Raw genomic sequence first — 20173 nt, 5'->3', positions numbered from 1 at the left:
ATCGGAAAGACTTCACAATCTGTCTTGGTTCGTAACGGGTCGTTTGCTATTTTCCCCGGACACGGCAAACGACGCGATGATCGGGACGATTTGCTGGTTTTGTTGACGCATTTTTCGGATTGCCGGCCGCATTAGGTGGCCGGGTTTCGTCTCGCTGGAAAGGAGCCCAGAAGTGAAACAAACCAAAGAAACTCCGGTCTGCGTGCACATCCGCTGGATGATTCGCCGCGACATGCCGTCTGTCCTCGCGATCGAGCAGAACTGTTTCGAATTCGCTTGGACCGAAGAAGACTTCATCCGCTGCTTGCGTCAACGCAACTGCATCGGCATGGTCGCCGAGAAAGATGACGAGATCGTGGGATTCATGATCTACGAATTGCACAAGAACCGGTTGCACATCCTGAACTTCGCCGTCCATCCCGACCAACGCCGCAACGGCGTCGGCAACTCGATGTGCAGCAAGCTGTTCGGCAAACTGTCACACGAACGACGCAACCGCATCATGCTGGAAGTTCGTGAGACGAATCTGGACGCCCAGCTGTTCTTCAAGAACCTGGGTTTCCGCGCGATCAGTGTCCTGCGTGACTTCTATGACGATACCGTCGAAGACGCCTACCTGATGCAATATCGCTACCACCCCACCGCCAGCGAAATCGCTCAACCGGGCAACCGCATCTCGCGAATGGCAGGTTAGTCGTCCGTCGAGGCGCAGTTTTCGAATAAGCCGGACAGTCGCCGTCCTCTCCGAGGTCGGCGCGGGCAAAGCTTCGCTTTTTCGCGCACGCCGAGTTCGGAGAACACGGCGACGCTCCGGACATATCGCCAAGCGCGCAAATGAAGCTGCGGTAGACGCCCGGCGCGCCACTGGGAAATCTCGCCCACTGGCCGTAAACTTTCGCCATGGCGTTCCTGGCAAACTTTACGGCAATCGACTTTGAAACCGCGAACCGACGACGCGACAGCGCCTGTCAACTCGCGGCCGTGGTCGTTCGCGACGGCCAAATCGCCGACGAACGGATGTGGATGATTCGTCCCGACCCGTTCTTCTTCTCCCCAGGCAATATCCGCATCCACGGAATCAAGCCGGCCGACGTTCAACACGAACCCCACTTCGGCGACGCCTGGGACGAGATCAGGGATTTCTTCGGCGACGACTGCTTGATCGCCCACAACGCCCCCTTCGACATCGGCGTCTTGATCGGTTGCTTGCAACGACACCACTGCGCGATCCCGGAGTTGCGGTTCTCCTGCACCCGGCTGATCGCGCGTCAAACCTGGCCCGACCGCCGACGGTTCGGACTCAAACCGCTCGCCGACTGGCTGGGCGTCCAGTTCAAGCACCATGACGCGCTAGAGGATTCTCGCGCGTGCGCCAAAGTCCTGCTGGCCGCAGGCATCGCCCGCTCGGCCGAATCGATCGAAGACCTGGAAGACAAACTCCGCATCGTGCGAGGGAAAGCGGGCGAGTGGGGCGTCAGCCACGCCGCCAAGAAAGGCCGCCCAAAGAAATCGACCGCCAAACGAAAAACCGACAAGGGGCTCCCCAAACGCACCCTTCGTCGCGGCAGCGGCCTGTCCCTGCCGCTGCCCGCCAATCCCTTTGACGAAAGGTCCTACGGCGAACCGAAGCAAGGCTCCATCACTCGCGAAGCGCCGCCAGCGTACGGATCCTCCACGACCGTTTCTCAGGATCCCCAACCCTCCGAGATCGATTGGCAACGGTTGTCGATCCGCGCGGAGTTCATTCAACCGCTGCGTGGAAAACAGATCGTCATCGTGGGGCAACTGCGAGTCATCACCAACGATCAAGCGATCGACCTGACGCGCCGCGGCGGCGGCGTGCACCAGGCCGACGTCGATGAATCGACCAACTGCGTCGTGATCGGCACGTCCGAGGTCGACCGTCAGAAAGTGGACCAACTGACCGATCGAAAGGAGCTACAAATCATCAGTGAGTCCGAATTTCTCACCATGATCGGACTCTAGCTGGATAGCGTCACTTGATGTAGCTACGCTCTCCAGAGCGTGGAAGACGCCGGAGATCCACCTTCTGGCGAACGTAGCTACGTTCGCACGGCGATTGCACGATGTTTCTTGTATAAAGTGGCGCTTTCCGGCTAGATCGTCTGCCGTACGCCTTCACCGTGCCCACCGTACGACGGCCCTTCCGGGCGGTCGCCCAATCGGCGTCAATTGAAGAGAAAACCCTCCCTGGAAGGGAGGGTCGATGGGCTGTCGCTCAGCGTCTCTCAAACCGCCGAGCCCCCTGAACCACAAGAGCGGTCAATCCAACAGGTGCGTCAGCAATCCGCTCCGCAACTTCGGCTCGAACCAGGTGCTCTTGGGCGGCATCACTTCGCCGGCATCGCTGACCGCCATCAATTGCTCGATCGACGTCGGGAACATCGAAACGGCGAATGCCCACTCACCCGAATCGACCCGCTTTTCAAGCTCCTTCGTCCCGCGGATCCCGCCGACAAAATCGATTCGCGGATCGGTGCGGACATCTTCGATCCCAAAGATCGGGCGGATCACGCGCTGTTCCAAGATCGCCACATCCAAGCTGTTGATCGCATCGTGGTGGTCGATCGAATCGGCGGGGACTCGCAATCGCCACCATTTGCCGTCCAGGTAGACGCAAAACGTCCCGGCGCGATCGGGCACCGGCTGCGTCGTTTCTTCCAGGCTGCCGACGGCTGCCAATCGCTCACGAATCTGATCAGGCGTCTGATCGTTCAGGTCCTTGATGATTCGGTTGTACGCCAAGATGTTCAACTGGGACGCGGGAAACAACACCGTCAAGAACCAGTTGTACTCTTCGTTCCCATTGTGATCCGGGTTGGCCTCGCGGCGAGCTTTTCCGGCGCGCCAGGCGCTCGCGGCGCGGTGGTGGCCGTCGGCGACGTAGAACTCCGGCACGGCGGTCAGCGCGGCGACGTAGCTGGCGGATTTCTCGATCCTCCACACGGTGTGCTGCACCCCGTCACTGGCGGTGAAATCGTACAGCGGGGTTTCGCGGATCGCGGCAGCGACCAACCCGTTCAAATCGGGGTTGTCGCGATAGGTCAAAAAGACCGGTCCGGCGTGGGCGTTCAACGTCATCACGTGTCGCGTCCGATCGTCTTCCTTGGCCGGTCGCGTGAACTCATGCTTCAAGATCAGATTGTTTTCATAGTCCTCGACGTGACAGCAGCACACGACGCCGACCTGGCTTTTGCCGTTCATGATCTGGCGGTACAGAAACACGGCTTCCGCGTCATCCTGTTGCAGCACTCCGTCGCCGACCAACCGCTGCAGGTTTTCGGCGGCCTTGGCGTAGATCTCATCGGCATAGGGATCCGTATCGGCCGGCAAGTCGATATCGGGGCGGACCACGTGCAAGAACGAATCGGCGTTGCCTTCGGCGAGCGAGGCCGCTTCCTCGCGATTGACGACATCGTAGGGAACGCTGGCGACCTGAGCGGCCTTTTCCGCAGTGGGGCGAACGGCACGAAACGGTTTAACGCGTGGCATCGGAGGACTTTTGTATCGCTGGGGAGATCGGGGAAATCGAGATCAGAAACGCGAACGTTATACGCCCCCAACCGTCTCCGCGACACCCCCGCCCCGCCGCCGGTGACAGCGTCGCATTCCCGATCAACGCCGCGTTCCTGCGGGAAATGTTGTCGATTCTTAGCAACGACTTCCCGCTTCTCCGGGTGGTCGCGTCCGACAGCGGTCCTACAGTGTAGAACCATTGTCTCAATTGTTCTCCACGCCGCCGCAGGCGGCCGAGCGTTGCTCCCCAGGGCCAGGCGCGACGCTTTCTTGGGGGAACAGCTGAGACTGCGGTTCGACAGTGTGGAACCATTGTCTCAATTGTTCTCCACGCCGCCGCAGGCGGCCGAGCGTTGCTCCCCAGGGCCGGGCGCGACGCTTCCTTGGGGGAACAGCTGAGACAGCGGTTCGACAGTGTAGAACCATTGTCTCAATTGTTCTCCACGCCGCCGCAGGCGGCCGAACGTTGCTCCCCAGGGCCAGGCGCGACGCTTTCTTGGGGGAACAGCTGAGACTGCGGTTCGACAATTTGCGGTGTTTTCCGGTTTTCGAATGACAAATGCTCGGTTTACACGTTCTAAAGCTACCCTTGGAATGCCCCCGCAAGACGCCGTCACGAAAGCCTTCTCAGACCATGCTTCGAATCCCTCTCCTGTTTATCGTCCTCGCCGCCTGCCTGGCGATTGATTTCCAGCAATCCGTTTTCGCTCAAAATGCGAACCTGAAACGCTTTCAACAGCAGCAACAACAACTGCAGCGGCGGATGGACCAGGCAGTCAAAGATGCGGCGAAGAATCAGCCGGATCTCCCCAGCGATCCCGAACTGCTCTCGCTGCACAAGGAGTTCATCGTTAAAGCGGAAAAGTTGGCCGGGGAATACGAACGCAAGAAGCAATACGACAAGGCTCGTGAAGTCTTTGAGGCGATGTCGCGGCTTGTCCCCAAGTACCCCGAAGCCGAAGCGGGCGTGAAACGCATGCTGCAGATGCAGTCGATGCGGGATCGTCAACTGGTCCGCGTCGAGGCGAATTCGGGCTGGCAGGACTCCGGCGCTCAACTGCAAAAGGGCATGCCGGTGCACGTCGAAGTCCAAGGCACCTGGAAAGTCGTGCTGGAAACCGGACCAGAAGGAGTGGAGATTCCCGAGAAGATGAAACCGCGTGATTCCCGCATCAAGCTGGGCACACTGATCGGGGTCATCGCATCCACGCCAGGTGATCTGGAAACGGCCAAGCCCTTCGTCGTCAAAAACGGCGGCGATTTCGTCGCGGACAATTCAGGACGGTTCTTCTTAAAGATGTTCGACCTTGATCCGACCGATAACCAGGGCGAAATGATGGTGCTGATCCAAAGCACCTTTGGGAAGTAGTCTCGCGCGAGATTCTTTCAAGGACCACCCGGCGCAGGTCGGTCTCTCTTCACGGTACGCTGGACCGTTCCGGGGCGTCGTCCGTGGGGCTCGGTGCGACGACCTCGGACGGACGTCGTACGATTGCTTTAGCTGAGGATATCGGTGAGGACGTTGCCGAAAACGTCGGTCAACCGCATGTCACGTCCGCTGTAGCGATAGGTCAGTTTCTCGTGGTCGACGCCCAATAGATGCAACACAGTGGCCCACAGGTCATAGACCGTGCAAGCGTTTTCGACGGCGTGATAGCCCAGTTCATCGGTCGCACCATAGATCGTCCCGCCCTTGACCCCGCCGCCGGCCAACCAGACGCTAAACCCTTGGGGGTTGTGATCGCGTCCGTTGCTTCCTTGTGAAAACGGCGTCCGTCCAAACTCTCCCGCCCAAACGATCAACGTTTCCTCCAGCAATCCGCGCGCCCGCAAGTCCTTGATCAAGGCCGCGATCGGTTGGTCGACTTGAAATCCCATCGCCCGGTGACCTTTCTCCAAATCTCCATGCTGGTCCCAGGGGTTGGCCGCGCCGCCGGCGCCGATCCCCTTGGTCAAGCAACTCAGTTCGACGAACCGGACGCCGCGTTCCACCAAGCGTCGCGCAAGCAAACACTGCCGTGCATACGCCGCCTTTTCTGGATCGCTGGAATCCAACCCGTATTGGCGTCGAGTCAAATCGCTCTCGCCAGAAATGTCACAAAGCTCTGGAACCGATGTCTGCATGCGGAACGCCGTTTCGTAATTCTCGATCGCTGCTTCGACCTGCGCGTCCCCACCGGTATCGCTTAGGAATTGTTCATCGAACGACTTGGCAAACTCCATCCGCCGCTGCTGGTCGTCTTGCAGTCCGCGTGGGCGAATGTTACGGATCGCTTCAACTTTGTCGGCCTTCAGAATCGATCCCTGGTGTTGTGCGGGCAAAAACCCGCTGCTGAACAAACTCAGGCCGCCGTGGGGCACGATCGCACTGCCGCTTTGCAGCACCACAAACCCTGGCAGATTCTCGTTCTCGCTTCCTAAACCATAGGAACACCAAGCGCCCGCGCTGGGATGCCCCATGAACGGAAATCCCGAGTGCATCACGAAGTTGCCTTGGGCGTGTTCATTGACGGGCGTGGTCATCGAACGCACGACGGCCAACTCGTCGGCGACCGAAGCAATTTCGGGAAACAGGTCGCTAATCGGCATCCCCGAATCACCCCGCGGCGTGAACTTGAAAGGGCTGGCCATCACGTTGCCGTTGCGGTTGAACTGAGTCCGTTCCACTTGCACCGGCATCGGTTGCCCGTGCAGTTGTTCCAGCTTCGGTTTCGGATCGAACGAATCCACATGGGACACGCCGCCAGACATGTAGCAAAAGATCACATGCTTGACTTTTGGGGCATGATGAAATCGCCGCATCGCCGCACCGGCGGGCAACGCAGGTTCCGCCTTGCTCGCGGGCGTGTTGCCAAACCCTTGGCCGTGCATCATCGCAGTCAGCGCCGCCGCACCGAACCCGTTCGAGCAGCGTTCCAAAAAGTACCTGCGTGACCGCTTCGATCCCGCGGGAAACCGTGTTCGATGATCATCGGACATAAATAAACTCCTTGAACGATAACAACGCGCGGGCCAGCTCTGACCACGCCTGCCCCTCGGCGTCAAATTTTGACTGTGGAATCGATTTCAGTCGACGGGTCAATTCGGCCAACGACGCGCGGTCCCGTTGCATCTCCGTCCGTTCGACTTCGGTCAGTTGCTTCAGAAGCAATTCTTCGGAAACGAACGACGCCGAGTGCTCGGCTGATGCGGCGATCTGTTCCGCCGAGAGCGCGTGGTCGTACAGCCTGGCCTCCAAAATCGTCCCGGAAAGCAAGCGGTTCCCGCCGGCCGGCAAGTGACGAACTCCGAAACCGACGATCGACCGCCCGGCGGCGAAGACAAGCGGGCCGTCGCTGCGATACGATTTTCCGTATGGTTGACCGTTGCGGTAACCGGTGATCGTCCCCTGGGCATCATAGGTGATTGCCACGTGCACCACCTCACGGTCAGCCGACGTTTCCCTTGAACCACCGAACGGTTCGGTCCGTCGAAAGTTATTGCTGCCGGCAAGCCACTGACCGGCATCACGTTCGGCGAACACGATCGCGTCAAATTGCACTCCGTCAGGTGACTGCAGCGTGATCGCGCCGCCGGCACGTTGCTCAAGATTCGCCAGTTTGAGCCAAACTTCCATCGTCTTTTGCGAAATCGGCACGTCGATGGGAGCCGTCACCGCGTAGCCACCGTCGCGCACCATTAGGCCGCTTTCATTCTGGACCGCACCGCCTTTGAGCGTCACGTTCGCGTGACCCATCCGATCCTCCAGTCCCTCGGTAAAGTCCCAATGCCCGATCGGCACCGGAAGTTCCGTGGTTGGCGATGCCCCGTTCAATTCTGCGTCTTCCCCCAGCCTTTCCCGCGCGACGTCCCAGCGTGCATTGATGGAGGATTCGAGCCGCTTGATGTGTGATTCCAATTCCGCTCCTTCGCGACCCCGCCGGTCAAATTCCGTCTGCATCTCCGCGATGAACGTTCGCGCTTGGTCGATTTCGCGTTCCGTCGGCTGTCTTGAGAACGCCTGTAGAAATAGCTGCTCGATCGCCCGCTGGTCGCCCTCGGATTCCAGTACTGCCAATGTTTGGCGTGTCCAATCGTTGGCGATGCCAGTGATTTGCGCATCGTTCATGATCGCCAACGATTGCGCGGGGACGTTCGTGACATCCCGTCGGCCGACGCTGCTGAAGGGCTCGGGAAAATCGAACGCGCGCAGAAACGGGTCCAGGTTGTTGCGGATCACACGCACATAGACACTGCGGCGCGGTGATGAGGCTGGAACCGGCGGACCACCCAGTCGGTCATCCAAGTTGCCGGACACACTGAGCAACGAATCTCGGATCGATTCGGCTTCCAACCGACGCACGTTCGCCCGGGCCAAGTACACGTTCTCCGGATCCGCTTCTTGAACACCGGGCAAGGGCATGGACGAACGTTGCCATGACTGCGACGACACGATCAACCGAATCAGGTTCTTGATCGACCATCCCTCGCGGGCGAAACGTGTCGCCAGATAATCGAGCAATTCGGGATGGGACGGTGGATTTCCCAAGCGTCCGAAATTGTTCGGGGTGGACACCAGTCCGCGGCCGAACAGATGATGCCAGATCCGATTGACGATCACGCGTTTCGTCAACGGATTATCGTCGCGCAACAGATCCTCAGCCAATTCCGCTCGTCCGCTGATCGGAGAATCATAGGGGCTGTCATCGATCACTTCGAGAAACCGTCGCGGCACGGGATCGGCCAGATGCTTGTGGCTGCCACGGACCATCAGCGGCTGATCGGTTCCCACGGACTCTTCCAGCCCGGGGACGCGCGTCGGCACCGGGATCTCGTTTTCCAAGCTTCGGTAACGGCTGACCAACGCACTGAGTTCCGGAAGCTGCGGCAATGAGTTCGGCAGCGCGCCAATCTTCAAGCAATCGTCTAGCAAGACGGCTTGTTCATCGGTCATCGAATCCGACCGCCACGCCGCGACCGCCGCTTCGATCGTCGATTGCAACTGCGTCTGCACGTCGGACCAGTTCTCGGGCAAGTCGGCTTGTGCATTCGCGGCGACCGCCAAGAACCCTTCGGCAGCGGACTCGGGAACCTGGTGATCCTTGTCCGCCACGACGATCCTTCGCACGCCGAACCAAGATCGGGGTCTGTCCGACGTCAACAGCGGCGCGTCCATCGCGGTTGCCAGTTCCAGATGAATCGAGTCACCGCTCCAGTACGAAAGATCGTATCGCTGGAATCTCCAATCGCCATTGAGACGCATCACAGGGTAGACGGTTCCGCTGCGAGGATAGTCCTGGACGACGTACCGCAAACTGGCATCGTTTTCACCGATCACTTCGGCGACGACAGCCTGGTTTTCCGCCAAATCAAAGTCGGGTGATGTCAGCCGCCCGGGATGCTTTGTCGAAAGTCCATGGGTGTAGACACCCGCTGGATAGATGCCGGTCAAAATCCCCTGATCGTCGTCGGCGATGGAAAACTGCCCGGCCAGCGATGGGCCTTCCAGCCCGATCCCGTAGGAATGCCACTGACCTCCAGCATCCGCGTCCGCCAAATCCCACTGCAGCGAATCCGAATCGCCGAAGAATGCTTCCACCGCCGCGCGTCGATGCAACTGTTCCTCGACGAGTTGTTTCCAGGCGTCCGGAAAGGACCTTCCATCGGCGATCGATTTGCGAAGCTGGCCGAGCACTTCGACCATTCCGGACGGCTTGCCGGCATTGGTCTCGGATTTGATGAACCGCTCAGCCGCCTCCTGACAATCGTCCAACCATTGACTTGCGATCGCATCCCGGATCTGCAGTTTCAATTCGGCAAGTGTCGCACGGTGAAGTTCTTGCTTGGGCTGCACATCGACCACGTTACGTCCCGGCCGACAGGACGCCAGGACACCGAACAGTGCGTAGTAGTCGGCCTGGCTGATGGCATCGAACTTGTGGTCGTGACAGCGGGCGCAGGAGACCGTCAGCCCCAGGAAGGCCTTGCTAAAGACATTGATTTCGTCATCGATGAACCGCACCTTTTCATCCAACGCGTCGGTCGGTGCGAAGCCATGAAACACCATTCGCCAGTGTGCCGTGCCGATCGCCGATTCGTTGATCCCCAGTTCGGTGTTGATTCTCGGCGCGGGCAACAAGTCGCCGGCGATGTGCTCCTTGATCAGTTGATCATAGGGAACGTCTTGGTTGAGCGCGCGGATCAAGTAGTCGCGATAGTGCCACGCATTTTCGATCCCCGGGTCGCCTTCACTGCCATGCGATTCGGCGTAGCGAATCCAATCCATCCAATGCCTCGCCCAGCGTTGGCCGAACCGGTGGCTGGCGAGCAACTCGTCGATCAATTCGCCAACCACCGTGTCTCGGTCAGTTGCGGTCTCGATCCGGCGCGTCCAGGATTTGGCGTCGTCGGGCGACGGGGGCAATCCGACAATCGCGAACGACAATCGTCGCACCAACGTTGCGGTGTCGGCCGCGGGTGAGGCTTCCAGTCCATTGGATTCGACGGCGGCGTTGATGAAGCGATCGACGGGGTTTGCGGAGTCATCGCGGTCGGGAGGCTCGACCGGCATGATCGGCTGAAGACTCCACCACTGGCGTCGCCGCTGCAACGTTTGCGCCCACGAGTTCGATTCCCGAAGTTCGTCCCCGGATGGCGGTTCGTCGCGTGGATCGGGCATGCCGATGCGGATCCAACGCTCAAAATCACGAACGACCTGCTCGTCCAATTTGGGCCCGCCTTCGGGCATCTCCAACCCATCGATCTCGTGCCGCAATACCTTGATCAGCCGGCTTGCCGCCGGATCGCCATCGACGATCACGGCGCCACCGTCGCCTCCACGCAGCAGCGCCTCGCGATGATCGACCACCAATCCTCCTTCGGCCGAATCGGTCGAGTTATGGCACTGGTAACAATGCTCAATCAACACCGGACGGATCTTCGATTCAAAGAATTCGCGTTCCGCTTCCGTGATGGTTTTCGCGAGACCGACGGACGTGGAGCAACATGCCAACAGCAAGATGAAGACAAAACGCATAGAGTTCTCAAGCAACGTGGTGTGGAGGATCCCGCAATCGTTGGTGTCTCGCCTTTAGGCGACTCCCGGTCGCTGCGACGCAGCGAAAGTGGCGGCTAAAGCCCAATACCACCTACTTTCGATCGCAAACTGAGCCGTAGGCGCTAGCCTCGGGCCTTACATTCGATCACAAACTGAGCCGTAGGCGCTAGCCTCGGGCCTTACAAGTCTCGCAAGGCAATCCAAGGCCCGCGGCTAGCGTCGTCGGCTCATAGAGTAGGTGGTATTGCCCTAAAGCCTGAACACCAACACTCACGCCAAACCCTCCCTTATTTCGCACCGAAGCGGGGCACCGAATCTCCGCCATGAGACAGAGCCTAGCCCACCCCAATTCGCCAAGCAACCTTCCGCGCCGTCGCGGGGTTTGGAAGCTGCGTCACCGCTGAAATCGGGAAAACCGTTACAGATCTTGCAATCCGTTGCCGATCAATCTTGACAAGGGAGGGCCGTTGCGACACCGCATGCGCGGGTGCACCACCATTGCCATCTGCCCAGCGATGGCCGATCTCCGTTGTTTCACGCTGTCGATTTGATCCAAACCAACGGAAAAAGCGATGACAAACTCGCTCATGGAAACCTTTGCCGCGGCTTCGAAATGGTGCGGCCGAGGACTGGCCGCCACCCTGATTGCCTCCTTGGCGACCTCAGGAAACGAAGTCAACGCCCAGCGTCCCGTCGTCCCCGGAACGGGCAGCGAAATCGTCGGCGTGTCGGACGATTTCGAGGACCCCAACTGGAGCTATATCCCACGGAACCCTAAAAGTACCGAGGACATTGACGAGAACCAGCGCGGTCCGATGGGCCGCAGCAGCAACGGTCGTTGGTACGAAGGCATCAAACGCGGCCATCCCGATGTCGTCCAGCGGGTCGACACGCCGCCCGGCGGCATTCCCGGCAGCACAGGCGCCCTGCTGATGCGGAGCAAATTCACGGGGTTGCCGGGACGTCCCAGTGGGACCATGCACCAGGATGACTTCGTCGCTAACGTTCAATATCGACTGAAACGACGCGTAGACATCTCGGAAGTCCCCAGCGTGACCACCCGCGTTTACTTGCCGCCGGTGGAGAGCTGGGAAAACCGCAGCGGCCCGCACTTCGGATTCCGACTGGCACTGGAAACGACCGCGATGGTCGACAAGGAAGTCGGCGTGGGGATTTTTAAACGCACGACCCAGGAGATGGGCAACGAAGTCTACTGGCCGGGGATGTTCGTCGAATTCGAAAGCAAATCGACGACGCGAAAGGATCACGACTACGCCTACTTGCGAATCCGCGGCAACCAACGCGGGGGTGACTTCCGTGGGCCCCAGATCACCACGACCGGCTGGTGGACGATGGGCATGAGTGTCACGCCCGACGGCATGGTGCACTACTACGCGTCACCCGGCGTGGACGATTTGACCGAGGACGATTACATCACCAGCCAGTTCCCGTATGGCTACCGAGCCGAGCGGTTCCGCACGTTCTTCTACAACGTCTGCAGTGCCGATGACGGACACCGCTGGAGCACCACGTTTGTGGTCGACGACCCGAAGGTGTATGTGCTGCGTCCCAAAGGCCAACGGATCGCGACGCGGCCGGGGCGTTAACGTTTAGCCACACGTAGCGGAAGCCGCCAAGGCTTTCGCGCCCACCCGGCGGAGTCCCGCCGGGCGAAACTCTCCGCGAGTTCCGCTACGGAGCGCGCGGGCGAATCTCTTGGCGAGTTCCGCTACCGAGCGACTGTTCGCAAACGCTCCGATTTCGGTTTAGACTACGGCGTCTGCCGTTTGTCTGATTCCCCACCGAAAGCTCGGAGCCTACCCTCACGATGATCTTCCAGTCGTGCTCTCTCGCAAGACCCCTTGCCGTCGCCGTCGCACTTCTTTTTCTGGTCCACACCGACGCGCGCTCGGCTGACCTGCCGCCGACTCCGCCGCGCGAAGGCGTTAAACCCCGCAACGTCGTCTTTATTTTGACCGACGATCACCGTTTTGACGCGATGGGATTTGCCGGGCACCCGTTCCTGGAAACGCCCCATTTGGATTCGTTGGCGGCCAACGGCGCGCACCTGAAGAACGCGTTCGTCACCACCAGCTTGTGCTCGCCAAGTCGCGCATCGATCCTGACCGGCCTGTACACGCACAAGCATCGCGTGATCGACAACAATCGGTTGGTGCCCGAAGGAACCAAGTTCTTTCCACAGTATCTACAGCGTGCCGGATACGAAACGGCATTTATCGGCAAGTGGCACATGGGTGGGCACCATGACGATCCGCGGCCGGGCTTTGACCACTGGATCAGCTTTCGCGGCCAAGGCAACTACCTTCCGCCGGGCCCCAACTACACGCTGAACGTCAACGGGGAACGCGTCAAGCAAAAAGGCTACATCACCGACGAGCTGACCGACTATGCCGTCGACTGGCTGAACAACCGCGACGGCGATCAACCGTTTTTCTTGTACCTGTCACACAAGGCCGTGCATGCCAATTTCACGCCGGCCAAACGTCACGAAGGACGCTACGCCGACGCGGACCTGAGCTTCTTGCCACGCGGTGAAAACATCAAAGCCGAAAACGACGCCCCGCGATGGGTTCGCGACCAACGCAACAGCTGGCACGGCATCGATTTCTCGTACCACAGCGACAAGGGATTGGATTACCTGTACCGTCGTTACTGCGAATCCATCCTTGCGGTCGACGACAGCGTCGGCCGAGTGCTGCAACAACTCAAAGACATGGGCGTCCATGACGACACCTTGGTGATCTACATGGGCGACAACGGGTTCATGTGGGGCGAACATGGGTTGATCGACAAACGCGTTTCTTACGAAGCGTCCATTCGCGTTCCGATGATGATGCAGTGCCCCAATTTGTTCGAAGGCGGCAAGGTGATCGAAAACGTGATCGGCAACATCGACGTCGGCCCGACCATCCTGCACGCCGCCGGTTTGCAAACGCCCGACTACATGGACGGTGAAAGCTTTCTCGAAATCCCCAACAAGCCCGAGATGCCGTGGCGGGACTACTTCCTGTACGTCTACTACTGGGAGAAGAACTTCCCGCAATCCCCGACCCAGTTTGCCCTGCGTGGGGATCGCTTCAAGTACATCACCTACTACGGGCTGTGGGACGTCGACGAGCTTTATGACCTGACGACCGACCCGGGTGAAACCAAGAACTTGATCAACGACCCGGACTACAAAGCCGTTGCCAAGGAAATGGAAGACAAACTGTACGCGATGCTCGGCGATGCCGGCGGGATGGACATTCCGATGAACCAGCCCAAAGGCGGCAGCCAAAACAAGCGTTGGGACGATCGCGGCGGCAACGAGGCAGCGGACTTCCCGAAATCCATCGTCGTCGACGAACCGATCAACCGCCAAGCCCAATAGGTTTGCGGGACAGGAAGCGGCACTCACGCGCCGGGCCCTCGCGGTGCTCGGCGAGACGATTTCCGGGGAGATGAGGGGAGGCAGAATGATTCGGGGCAGAATGATGTCCAGCAGAAGGGCCATGAGCTAGGTGATCCATCAATCCACGCCTACCCCTTCTCGCGTGCAACCCAATTCCCTCTCCCCATCATTCTGCCTCCCCATCGTTTTGCCTCCATCGTTTTGCCTCCATCGTTTTGCCTCCATCGTTTTGCCCCGTCTCATTCTGCCTCTTCCGTACCGTCACCATCCTTTCACGCGCCACTCGCTTACCGACCTGTTGATTTAATCGATCACACGTTAGACCAGCCGTTTCGCGTGAGCGTACGGGCCTGAATAATCAAGAATACGCACCGAGGCCCGTAGGCTAGCGCCTTACGGCTCAACTAATCAACGGGCCGAAACACTCCCGCTAGCGTACATTACTCCAACGCTCCTCCCACGGAGCGCTAATTTCCATCCGGTGACTCTCTTAGCATCAACGTCACGACGGTCTGCTTACCGGGTTCCAGCAGGCCGATTTCCTGCTGCCATTTCCCATTGCCCAGTCTGTAGTCGTCCGATTCGATCGACAGCTTGTACTGTGCCGCGGTTAGGTTTTCAAACAGCACGGTCTGATCACCGCGACCGGCCACCGTCGCGCTCAAGCGATTGCTTCCCTGCCGCTGCAGAAAAACGTCCAACGGTTTTGCGGCGCCGCCGGGACGCGCCAGTTGGACCTTCAAGGTCGCCGAATCCGATAACGTGACAGTGGTGTCCTTCCCGTCCCAGGGAACGTGTTCGGTTCCCTTACCGTCCTTTTCAACAATCAGAACTCCATCGGCAAATGGAATGCTCGAAAAACTCACCTGCCCCTTCGAGTCAGACCTTCCATGAAGCCGGCGACGGTCAAACTTGTCGGAGTCAAGCGCGCGTGTCGGATCATCGGGAACCAGCCACACATCGGCCCCGGCAATCGGTTGCTTTGACGAATCATAGACCGTGACGACCGCATCGGTCGCCGGTTTCAATTGCAAGTGGATCGCTTCGGCAGATTCCATTCTCGCGAGCGACACGGCATGGACGCGAGACACCACGGCATCTTGGAACCCCGGCGATGCGGCGACAAGCCGATAGGTCCCGCCTTTCTGAAGCCCCGTGAATTCGAATCGCCCGTCATCCGGGGTGAACAGGCATGCGTTTCCGACCCGCCCACCACTGATGATTTCTTCACCCGGCTGCCAATCCCGCGGCCACTCGAACGACAATTCAAACTCGGTCGCCGGTTCTCCGCCGGGCAACAACACTTGACCACGGATCGCACCACGCCCCGGATCCGGCTGGTCCGATGTCAGGGCTCGGATGCCGGGCGAGTGAGTTTCTGGAGAAACCGCGTGGTCACCGTCGACGGAAAAATCGACCTCCAACGAACCCGCCGCACTGACCGAGACCGTTTGCGTTTCCCATCGCGACCCGTTGGAGGTTTTGTGGGAATAGACGCTCAGACGCACCGGACGATCGACTGGGATGCCGGACATGGAGTACCTGCCGTCTTGGTCGGTGATCTGCCGCATGGCGGGCTGAAGGTTTTGGTGGCTGACCATCAACCCGACGGGGTTTCCGGCGACCGGTTGGCCGCTTCGATCCAGGATGCGTCCATGGATCCGACCGCCCTTGTCCAGACGGACCACCAGGCGCTCTTGTTTTTCGGAATAGAGGTCGATCTCGATTGCGCGACGGGCAAACTTCGGTGCAACGACGACCAACCGGACGAGTTCTTCGGCTAGGCCGCCGACACGACAACGTCCGTCCGAGGTGTCCACGATCCGACCATCCTGCAAAAACAAGCGTGCGCCGGAAACCAGATCTCCGGTCGCTCGATCACGAACCTCGAATGATGCAGCGCGGCCGGGACGGAGATTGATCGTGACAGTGTCATCGTCAGACACTATGCCGGACTTGCCGAATCGATCTCCTTGGAACGCGGCGATGTTCCAAGAACGGATTGCCATCCGCGGATCAATCGGCAACGCGAGTTGGAAGCGGCCGTCCTGATCCGTCACAACTTTCTCGCGTCCGCCGATCCGCCCGTAGCCGCTCGCCCAGACTTCGGCGTCGGCGACCGGCATTCCGCCATCGAAGACCTGTCCGCGAACGACCTTGACATCACAGTCGCTGATCTGTGCGGCACTGCCGGGCAAATCGGATGTCATCGACCAAATGCCGCCTGCGATGGTATCCCCGACCGCCTCCAGACTGCCCGTTCGTGCGGGCTCCGGCGTGCAACCGAACAGGAATGTCACGAAGCCCATCAGGACAACACCGATCGCCCCCGTTCTACATGACCAACCGAGAGTGCAAGGATACGATTGCCCGCGGGACTGCAGTAACCACTGAATCCGCTTGGTTAGCGTCGCATCGTTGCTCCACCCGCTCACAACCGACAATCCCCAAGAGGTCGAGTTGAGCGACCTGACCAGTTCAATCATTCCACCGGAGTAGGCGTCGATCGAAGTTTCCTTTGCGGCCATCGCATCGGCCACGTTTTCCGACGCCATGATCGCCGACCGTCTGAGCAACCAATAGAACGGATGGAGGTACAGGACCGGCATGGCCACGTTCATCAAGAAACGGGTCGACGCATCACGTCTTTTCAGATGAATCAATTCGTGCCGTAGCACGTGCCGGAAATGCTCGCTCTCGGCAACTGCCGGCGGCACGACAATCCGCGGCTGAATAATTCCACGACAATAGGGGCGACTTGCACGCGGGCAGATCAACAAACGAACGTGCGGCGGGACGTCACCCGAGCGATGCGTTTGCGCCACCGACTCGATCCACCGGATCCGAACGCGTCCCATCAACAGAAACGCCACGCACAGACCTGCGCCCGAGAAATAGACGCCGCTCAATACAGACCGCCAGCGGAACGGCGGCCGTCTGCCGTGCACTGATCGGGTGGACATCACAGGTGCAACCGCATCGTCAGTGACCGACGATGCAGCGTCATGCAACGCCCCCACGCTTGGACGCGGGGTTGCTGAGAGCTCCTCCGAGGCGTCAAGAACTGTCGAGCCGCCGAGTGAATATGATTGCGAGGTGACCGGAAAAACCGAAGCGCGTGGCAGGGGGACCAGCACCAAAACCGCGACCACCAGAGAAACGGCAACCCCAAACTCGCACAGCCGCTGACGCCGTTGTGGGCTGCGTTGCAGCAAGCTGCCAAGCCAGAAACAAAGCAACACGACCGCGGAACTGATCCAAACCGAATCGAGCGTGTGTAAGTCAAAGGCATTCATAACCTGTCCCGATAGATGAAGGGCGTGTCGTGAAACCAAAACGCGCTGACGGTTGTCAGCGTGACTTTTTCTTGCCGGCCCGATGTTGCCGCAGCAGTTCTTCCAGTCGCTGCAGTTCTTCTTCGCTGGGAGCCTTGGCATCAAACGCGCTCTGCACCAGCGCGTCGACGGCACCGTCAAATGCGCGTTGCACCAACGACGATACGAGTTGTCCACGGGTGCGTTTTTGGGCGACGGCGGCGCGATACACGAACGCCCGGCCTTGTTGGCGATAGGTGACCAGCTGTTTCTCGTACATCAGACGCAGAAACGCCTGGACCGTGTTTTGGGCCAACTCTTCGCCTTGCCGACGAAGGTCTTCGTAAACCTCGCGCACCGTGGATTCACCCCGCGCCCAAAGAACGGCGAGGATTTGCAGTTCACGATCGGTGGGAAGGTTTTCAGACATCGGATTCACCTGGACCCTTACGCTTAATTTTTTAAGTGTAAAGATTTCGGCGTGCGTGTCAAGAAAGTTTCGCCGTTTTCGAAGGAGTGGCAAAACGATGGGGGGCAAAACGATGAAGACCGTACCACCGCTACCGCCATCATTCTGCCCCGTATCATTCTGCCCCGTACCGTCACCATCCTCACACGCGCCGCTCGCTTTTCGGCCTGTTGATTTAATCTGATCAAACGTGGGGTTCGCCGTTTCGCGCGAGCGTCTGGTCCTGAAACATCACGAATACCCACCGAGGCCCGAGGCGAGCGCCTACGGCTCACTCAATCAACAGGCCGTGACGCTTCCCGCTGCATTCTGCCCCATCGTTTTGCCCCCATCCTCTCAACCTCAGACTGGGCTCGACACCTTGGCGATCACGAGCTTCTCGTCAGCCGTCTCGATTGTCAGGCCGAGCTGCACGAGCGTCTCGATCGCCCGATCGACTTGAAAGTCGATTTCGACGTCGATCGCTTCGCGGATCAATCGCTCGCATTTTCGCCGCAACCGCCGACGGCTGATCGGCTCCGTCTCGGTCGCCAGTGCGAAATAGGCCAGCGTGGCCTCGTTGCTTGATTGGCGGCCGGCTTGTTGGATGATTTGGAATGCGGCGCCGGCGTTGGTGTCTAGCTTTTGGAAATACAGGTTCCGTGTCAGATCCAGCAGGTAGCGGTTTTTGGTTTGAAAGTAGCTGAAGAAGCTTTTCACGCAGTAGCCGATCGCGGCCAGGATCAATCCGATCACCAGGGCGGTCGAGTAGTAGGCGGCCAGGGCGAGCGTGACGAGCACGAACCGCGAGATCTTTTGCAGTGACAACAGCCAACCGCCCAGGCTGGGCGCAATCACTTTCACGCGATCGAGTTTGCTAAGTCGGACACGGGTTCCCGGCAGCAGCATGTCGACATCCTGCTTGGGGATGTTCTTAAAGATCCGCAAATGAAACTGCCCGGCTGAGAGCATTTCGCCGCGCTCGTGATCTTCAGCCAGTTGAAACAAAACGACCAACCGTTGATAGATCGCGACGTCGACCATCTCCATGCGATACAGGTTTTGAAGTCGTCGTTTGCATCGTCGGCCGATGATGTCGCCGCGGGCATAGACGGCCAAGTGTTGAAACAGTCCGAAATTGGCGGTCATCGGCACGCCCCAGTGGCTGGAGACTCCGACGCATTTTTCGATGTCATCCTGGGTCAGCTTTTTGTAGGCCGCATCGGTCAGGATTTCATCACACAGTGCCATCAACCGTTGTGAGTCGTCGGTGACCTGATCGCACTGCAGGTCGATCGGGATTTTGCAGTCACTGTCGGGGTCCATGGAGCGATATCGGTCCGAAAACTGGGCGTGATACCGCGTCGTTTTGGCCTGGACGTGTTCGGTGATCTTTCGGATCGCATCGTCAAACCGCTCACGCCCTGCGCAATCCAATTCTGCAGATCCCGTCTCGCGAGATCTCAAATACTCGACCAGCGTTTGCGTTTCGATCGGCAAGAATGGCTCGATCGACCAGTGCGCCGCGTCGTCCCGGATCCAGCCTGACGTGCTGATTTCGCTGGCCCCTCGCGTCAGCGGGCCTGTTCCATCGATGGACCAGTTGGTAAGAATTCGGTCGACCGATTCAGACACGGGTATCACGCAAAGAGCGAAAAAGGGATAGAGATGGCGAGCCGCCCACAGCGAGTATTTGAACCGATCCAGAAGTCCGATGGTAGCGAACGCGATGGAAGCGAGTCCGATCGCGGCGACACGCTTCCCGAGGTGGCCGGGGTGGCGTTGGACATGGACGGATTGCTGTTTGACACTGAACGGATTTACTGGCAGGTCGGCGACACGATCCTGCAGCGGCGCGGGCACCGTTACAGTTCGGCGCTACAAGCACGCATGATGGGGCGGATCGGTGCCGCGGCGGTGCAAGAAATGATCGACTTCCACTCCCTGGGCGATTCAGCCGAAGAATTGCTGGCCGAATCGGACGATCTGTACGGCAACCTGCTGCCGCAACTGCTGCGTCCGATGCCGGGGCTGGAGGATTGGATCGGACATCTGCAATCCAGCGGGGTCCCGTTCGCGCTGACCACCAGCAGTCGCCGGAAATGGGTCGACATCATCTTCGCCGAGCTGCATTGGCGCCAGTCGCTGACCTTCGTTTTGACCGGGGACGATGTCCGAAACGGCAAACCCCACCCGGAAATGTATTCCACCGCGGCCGAGCGATTCGGGCTCCAACCCCACCGCATGCTGGTGCTGGAAGACAGCGGCAACGGGTGCGCCGCAGGGGTTGCTGCGGGGGCAAGCGTCGTCGCGATCCCGAACGAACACACCCGCGAGCAAGATTTCACCGGAGCGGTCTTGGTGGCCGACTCGCTGTTGGATCAACGGCTGTGGCAGATGCTGCGTTAGGGTTGCTGGTGCTCAAA

At 59.4% G+C, this 20173-nt stretch carries 12 protein-coding genes; 6 read left to right on the top strand and 6 right to left on the bottom strand.

Features of this window, described 5'->3' with window-relative positions; all coding sequences use genetic code 11:
* The first annotated feature begins 217 nt into the window (after positions 1-217).
* Together rimI and Mal15_RS14780 are read left to right on the top strand one after the other, a co-directional pair.
* Positions 218-694: a ribosomal protein S18-alanine N-acetyltransferase gene (gene rimI, locus Mal15_RS14785; RefSeq protein ID WP_147872017.1), complete on the top strand. Its 477-nt coding sequence runs from the start codon at positions 218-220 to the stop codon at positions 692-694.
* 206 nt (positions 695-900) lie between these two features.
* On the top strand, positions 901-1986 hold the full coding sequence (locus tag Mal15_RS14780) for an exonuclease domain-containing protein (protein WP_147868482.1): 1086 nt from the start codon (positions 901-903) through the stop codon (positions 1984-1986).
* Between the two features lie 297 nt (positions 1987-2283).
* On the opposite strand, the gene Mal15_RS14775 is transcribed toward Mal15_RS14780, so the two are convergent.
* The gene (locus Mal15_RS14775; RefSeq protein WP_147868481.1) at positions 2284-3513 is read right to left on the bottom strand and encodes a DUF1015 domain-containing protein; all 1230 of its coding nucleotides are present in this window, start codon (positions 3511-3513) and stop codon (positions 2284-2286) included.
* Positions 3514-4171: 658 nt separating this feature from the next.
* Here Mal15_RS14775 and Mal15_RS14770 point away from each other — a divergent pair.
* Complete coding sequence (locus Mal15_RS14770; protein ID WP_147868480.1) at positions 4172-4906, top strand: hypothetical protein; 735 nt, start codon at positions 4172-4174, stop codon at positions 4904-4906.
* Between the two features lie 128 nt (positions 4907-5034).
* Here the strand turns inward: Mal15_RS14770 and Mal15_RS14765 are convergent, their stop codons facing one another.
* Together Mal15_RS14765 and Mal15_RS14760 are read right to left on the bottom strand one after the other, a co-directional pair.
* Entirely contained in the window at positions 5035-6516 is a 1482-nt protein-coding gene (locus Mal15_RS14765; RefSeq protein WP_147868479.1) for a DUF1501 domain-containing protein, read from the bottom strand.
* Positions 6506-10552 (bottom strand): DUF1553 domain-containing protein, encoded by a 4047-nt coding sequence (locus Mal15_RS14760; protein ID WP_147868478.1) that lies wholly within the window; start codon positions 10550-10552, stop codon positions 6506-6508. The genes Mal15_RS14765 and Mal15_RS14760 overlap by 11 nt, the downstream gene beginning before the upstream one ends.
* Before the next feature lie 593 nt (positions 10553-11145).
* Between Mal15_RS14760 and Mal15_RS14755 the strand changes: the two genes are divergently transcribed.
* Both Mal15_RS14755 and Mal15_RS14750 read left to right on the top strand, forming a co-directional pair.
* Positions 11146-12180 carry a hypothetical protein gene (locus Mal15_RS14755; RefSeq protein WP_233903450.1) on the top strand — a complete coding sequence of 345 codons (1035 nt, stop codon included), beginning with the start codon at positions 11146-11148 and terminating at the stop codon, positions 12178-12180.
* Between the two features lie 221 nt (positions 12181-12401).
* A complete protein-coding gene (locus Mal15_RS14750) occupies positions 12402-13964 on the top strand; it encodes a sulfatase family protein (protein ID WP_147868477.1) in 1563 nt (520 codons plus the stop codon).
* Positions 13965-14452: 488 nt separating this feature from the next.
* Here the strand turns inward: Mal15_RS14750 and Mal15_RS14745 are convergent, their stop codons facing one another.
* From Mal15_RS14745 to Mal15_RS14735, 3 genes are all read right to left on the bottom strand, one after another.
* The gene (locus Mal15_RS14745; RefSeq protein ID WP_167546824.1) at positions 14453-16948 is read right to left on the bottom strand and encodes a M56 family metallopeptidase; all 2496 of its coding nucleotides are present in this window, start codon (positions 16946-16948) and stop codon (positions 14453-14455) included.
* 388 nt (positions 16949-17336) lie between these two features.
* On the bottom strand, positions 17337-17729 hold the full coding sequence (locus Mal15_RS14740; RefSeq protein WP_147868475.1) for a BlaI/MecI/CopY family transcriptional regulator: 393 nt from the start codon (positions 17727-17729) through the stop codon (positions 17337-17339).
* A 381-nt stretch (positions 17730-18110) separates the two neighbouring features.
* A complete protein-coding gene (locus tag Mal15_RS14735; RefSeq protein WP_147868474.1) occupies positions 18111-19382 on the bottom strand; it encodes a DUF3754 domain-containing protein in 1272 nt (423 codons plus the stop codon).
* A gap of 33 nt (positions 19383-19415) precedes the next feature.
* Here Mal15_RS14735 and Mal15_RS14730 point away from each other — a divergent pair, with 33 nt between their 5' ends.
* On the top strand, positions 19416-20156 hold the full coding sequence (locus Mal15_RS14730; protein WP_147868473.1) for an HAD family hydrolase: 741 nt from the start codon (positions 19416-19418) through the stop codon (positions 20154-20156).
* Positions 20157-20173: the final 17 nt, after the last annotated feature.

It is taken from the genome of Stieleria maiorica (assembly GCF_008035925.1).
GTDB classification, from domain to species: Bacteria; Planctomycetota; Planctomycetia; order Pirellulales; family Pirellulaceae; genus Stieleria; species Stieleria maiorica.
This window is presented reverse-complemented; position numbering and strand designations above follow the sequence as displayed.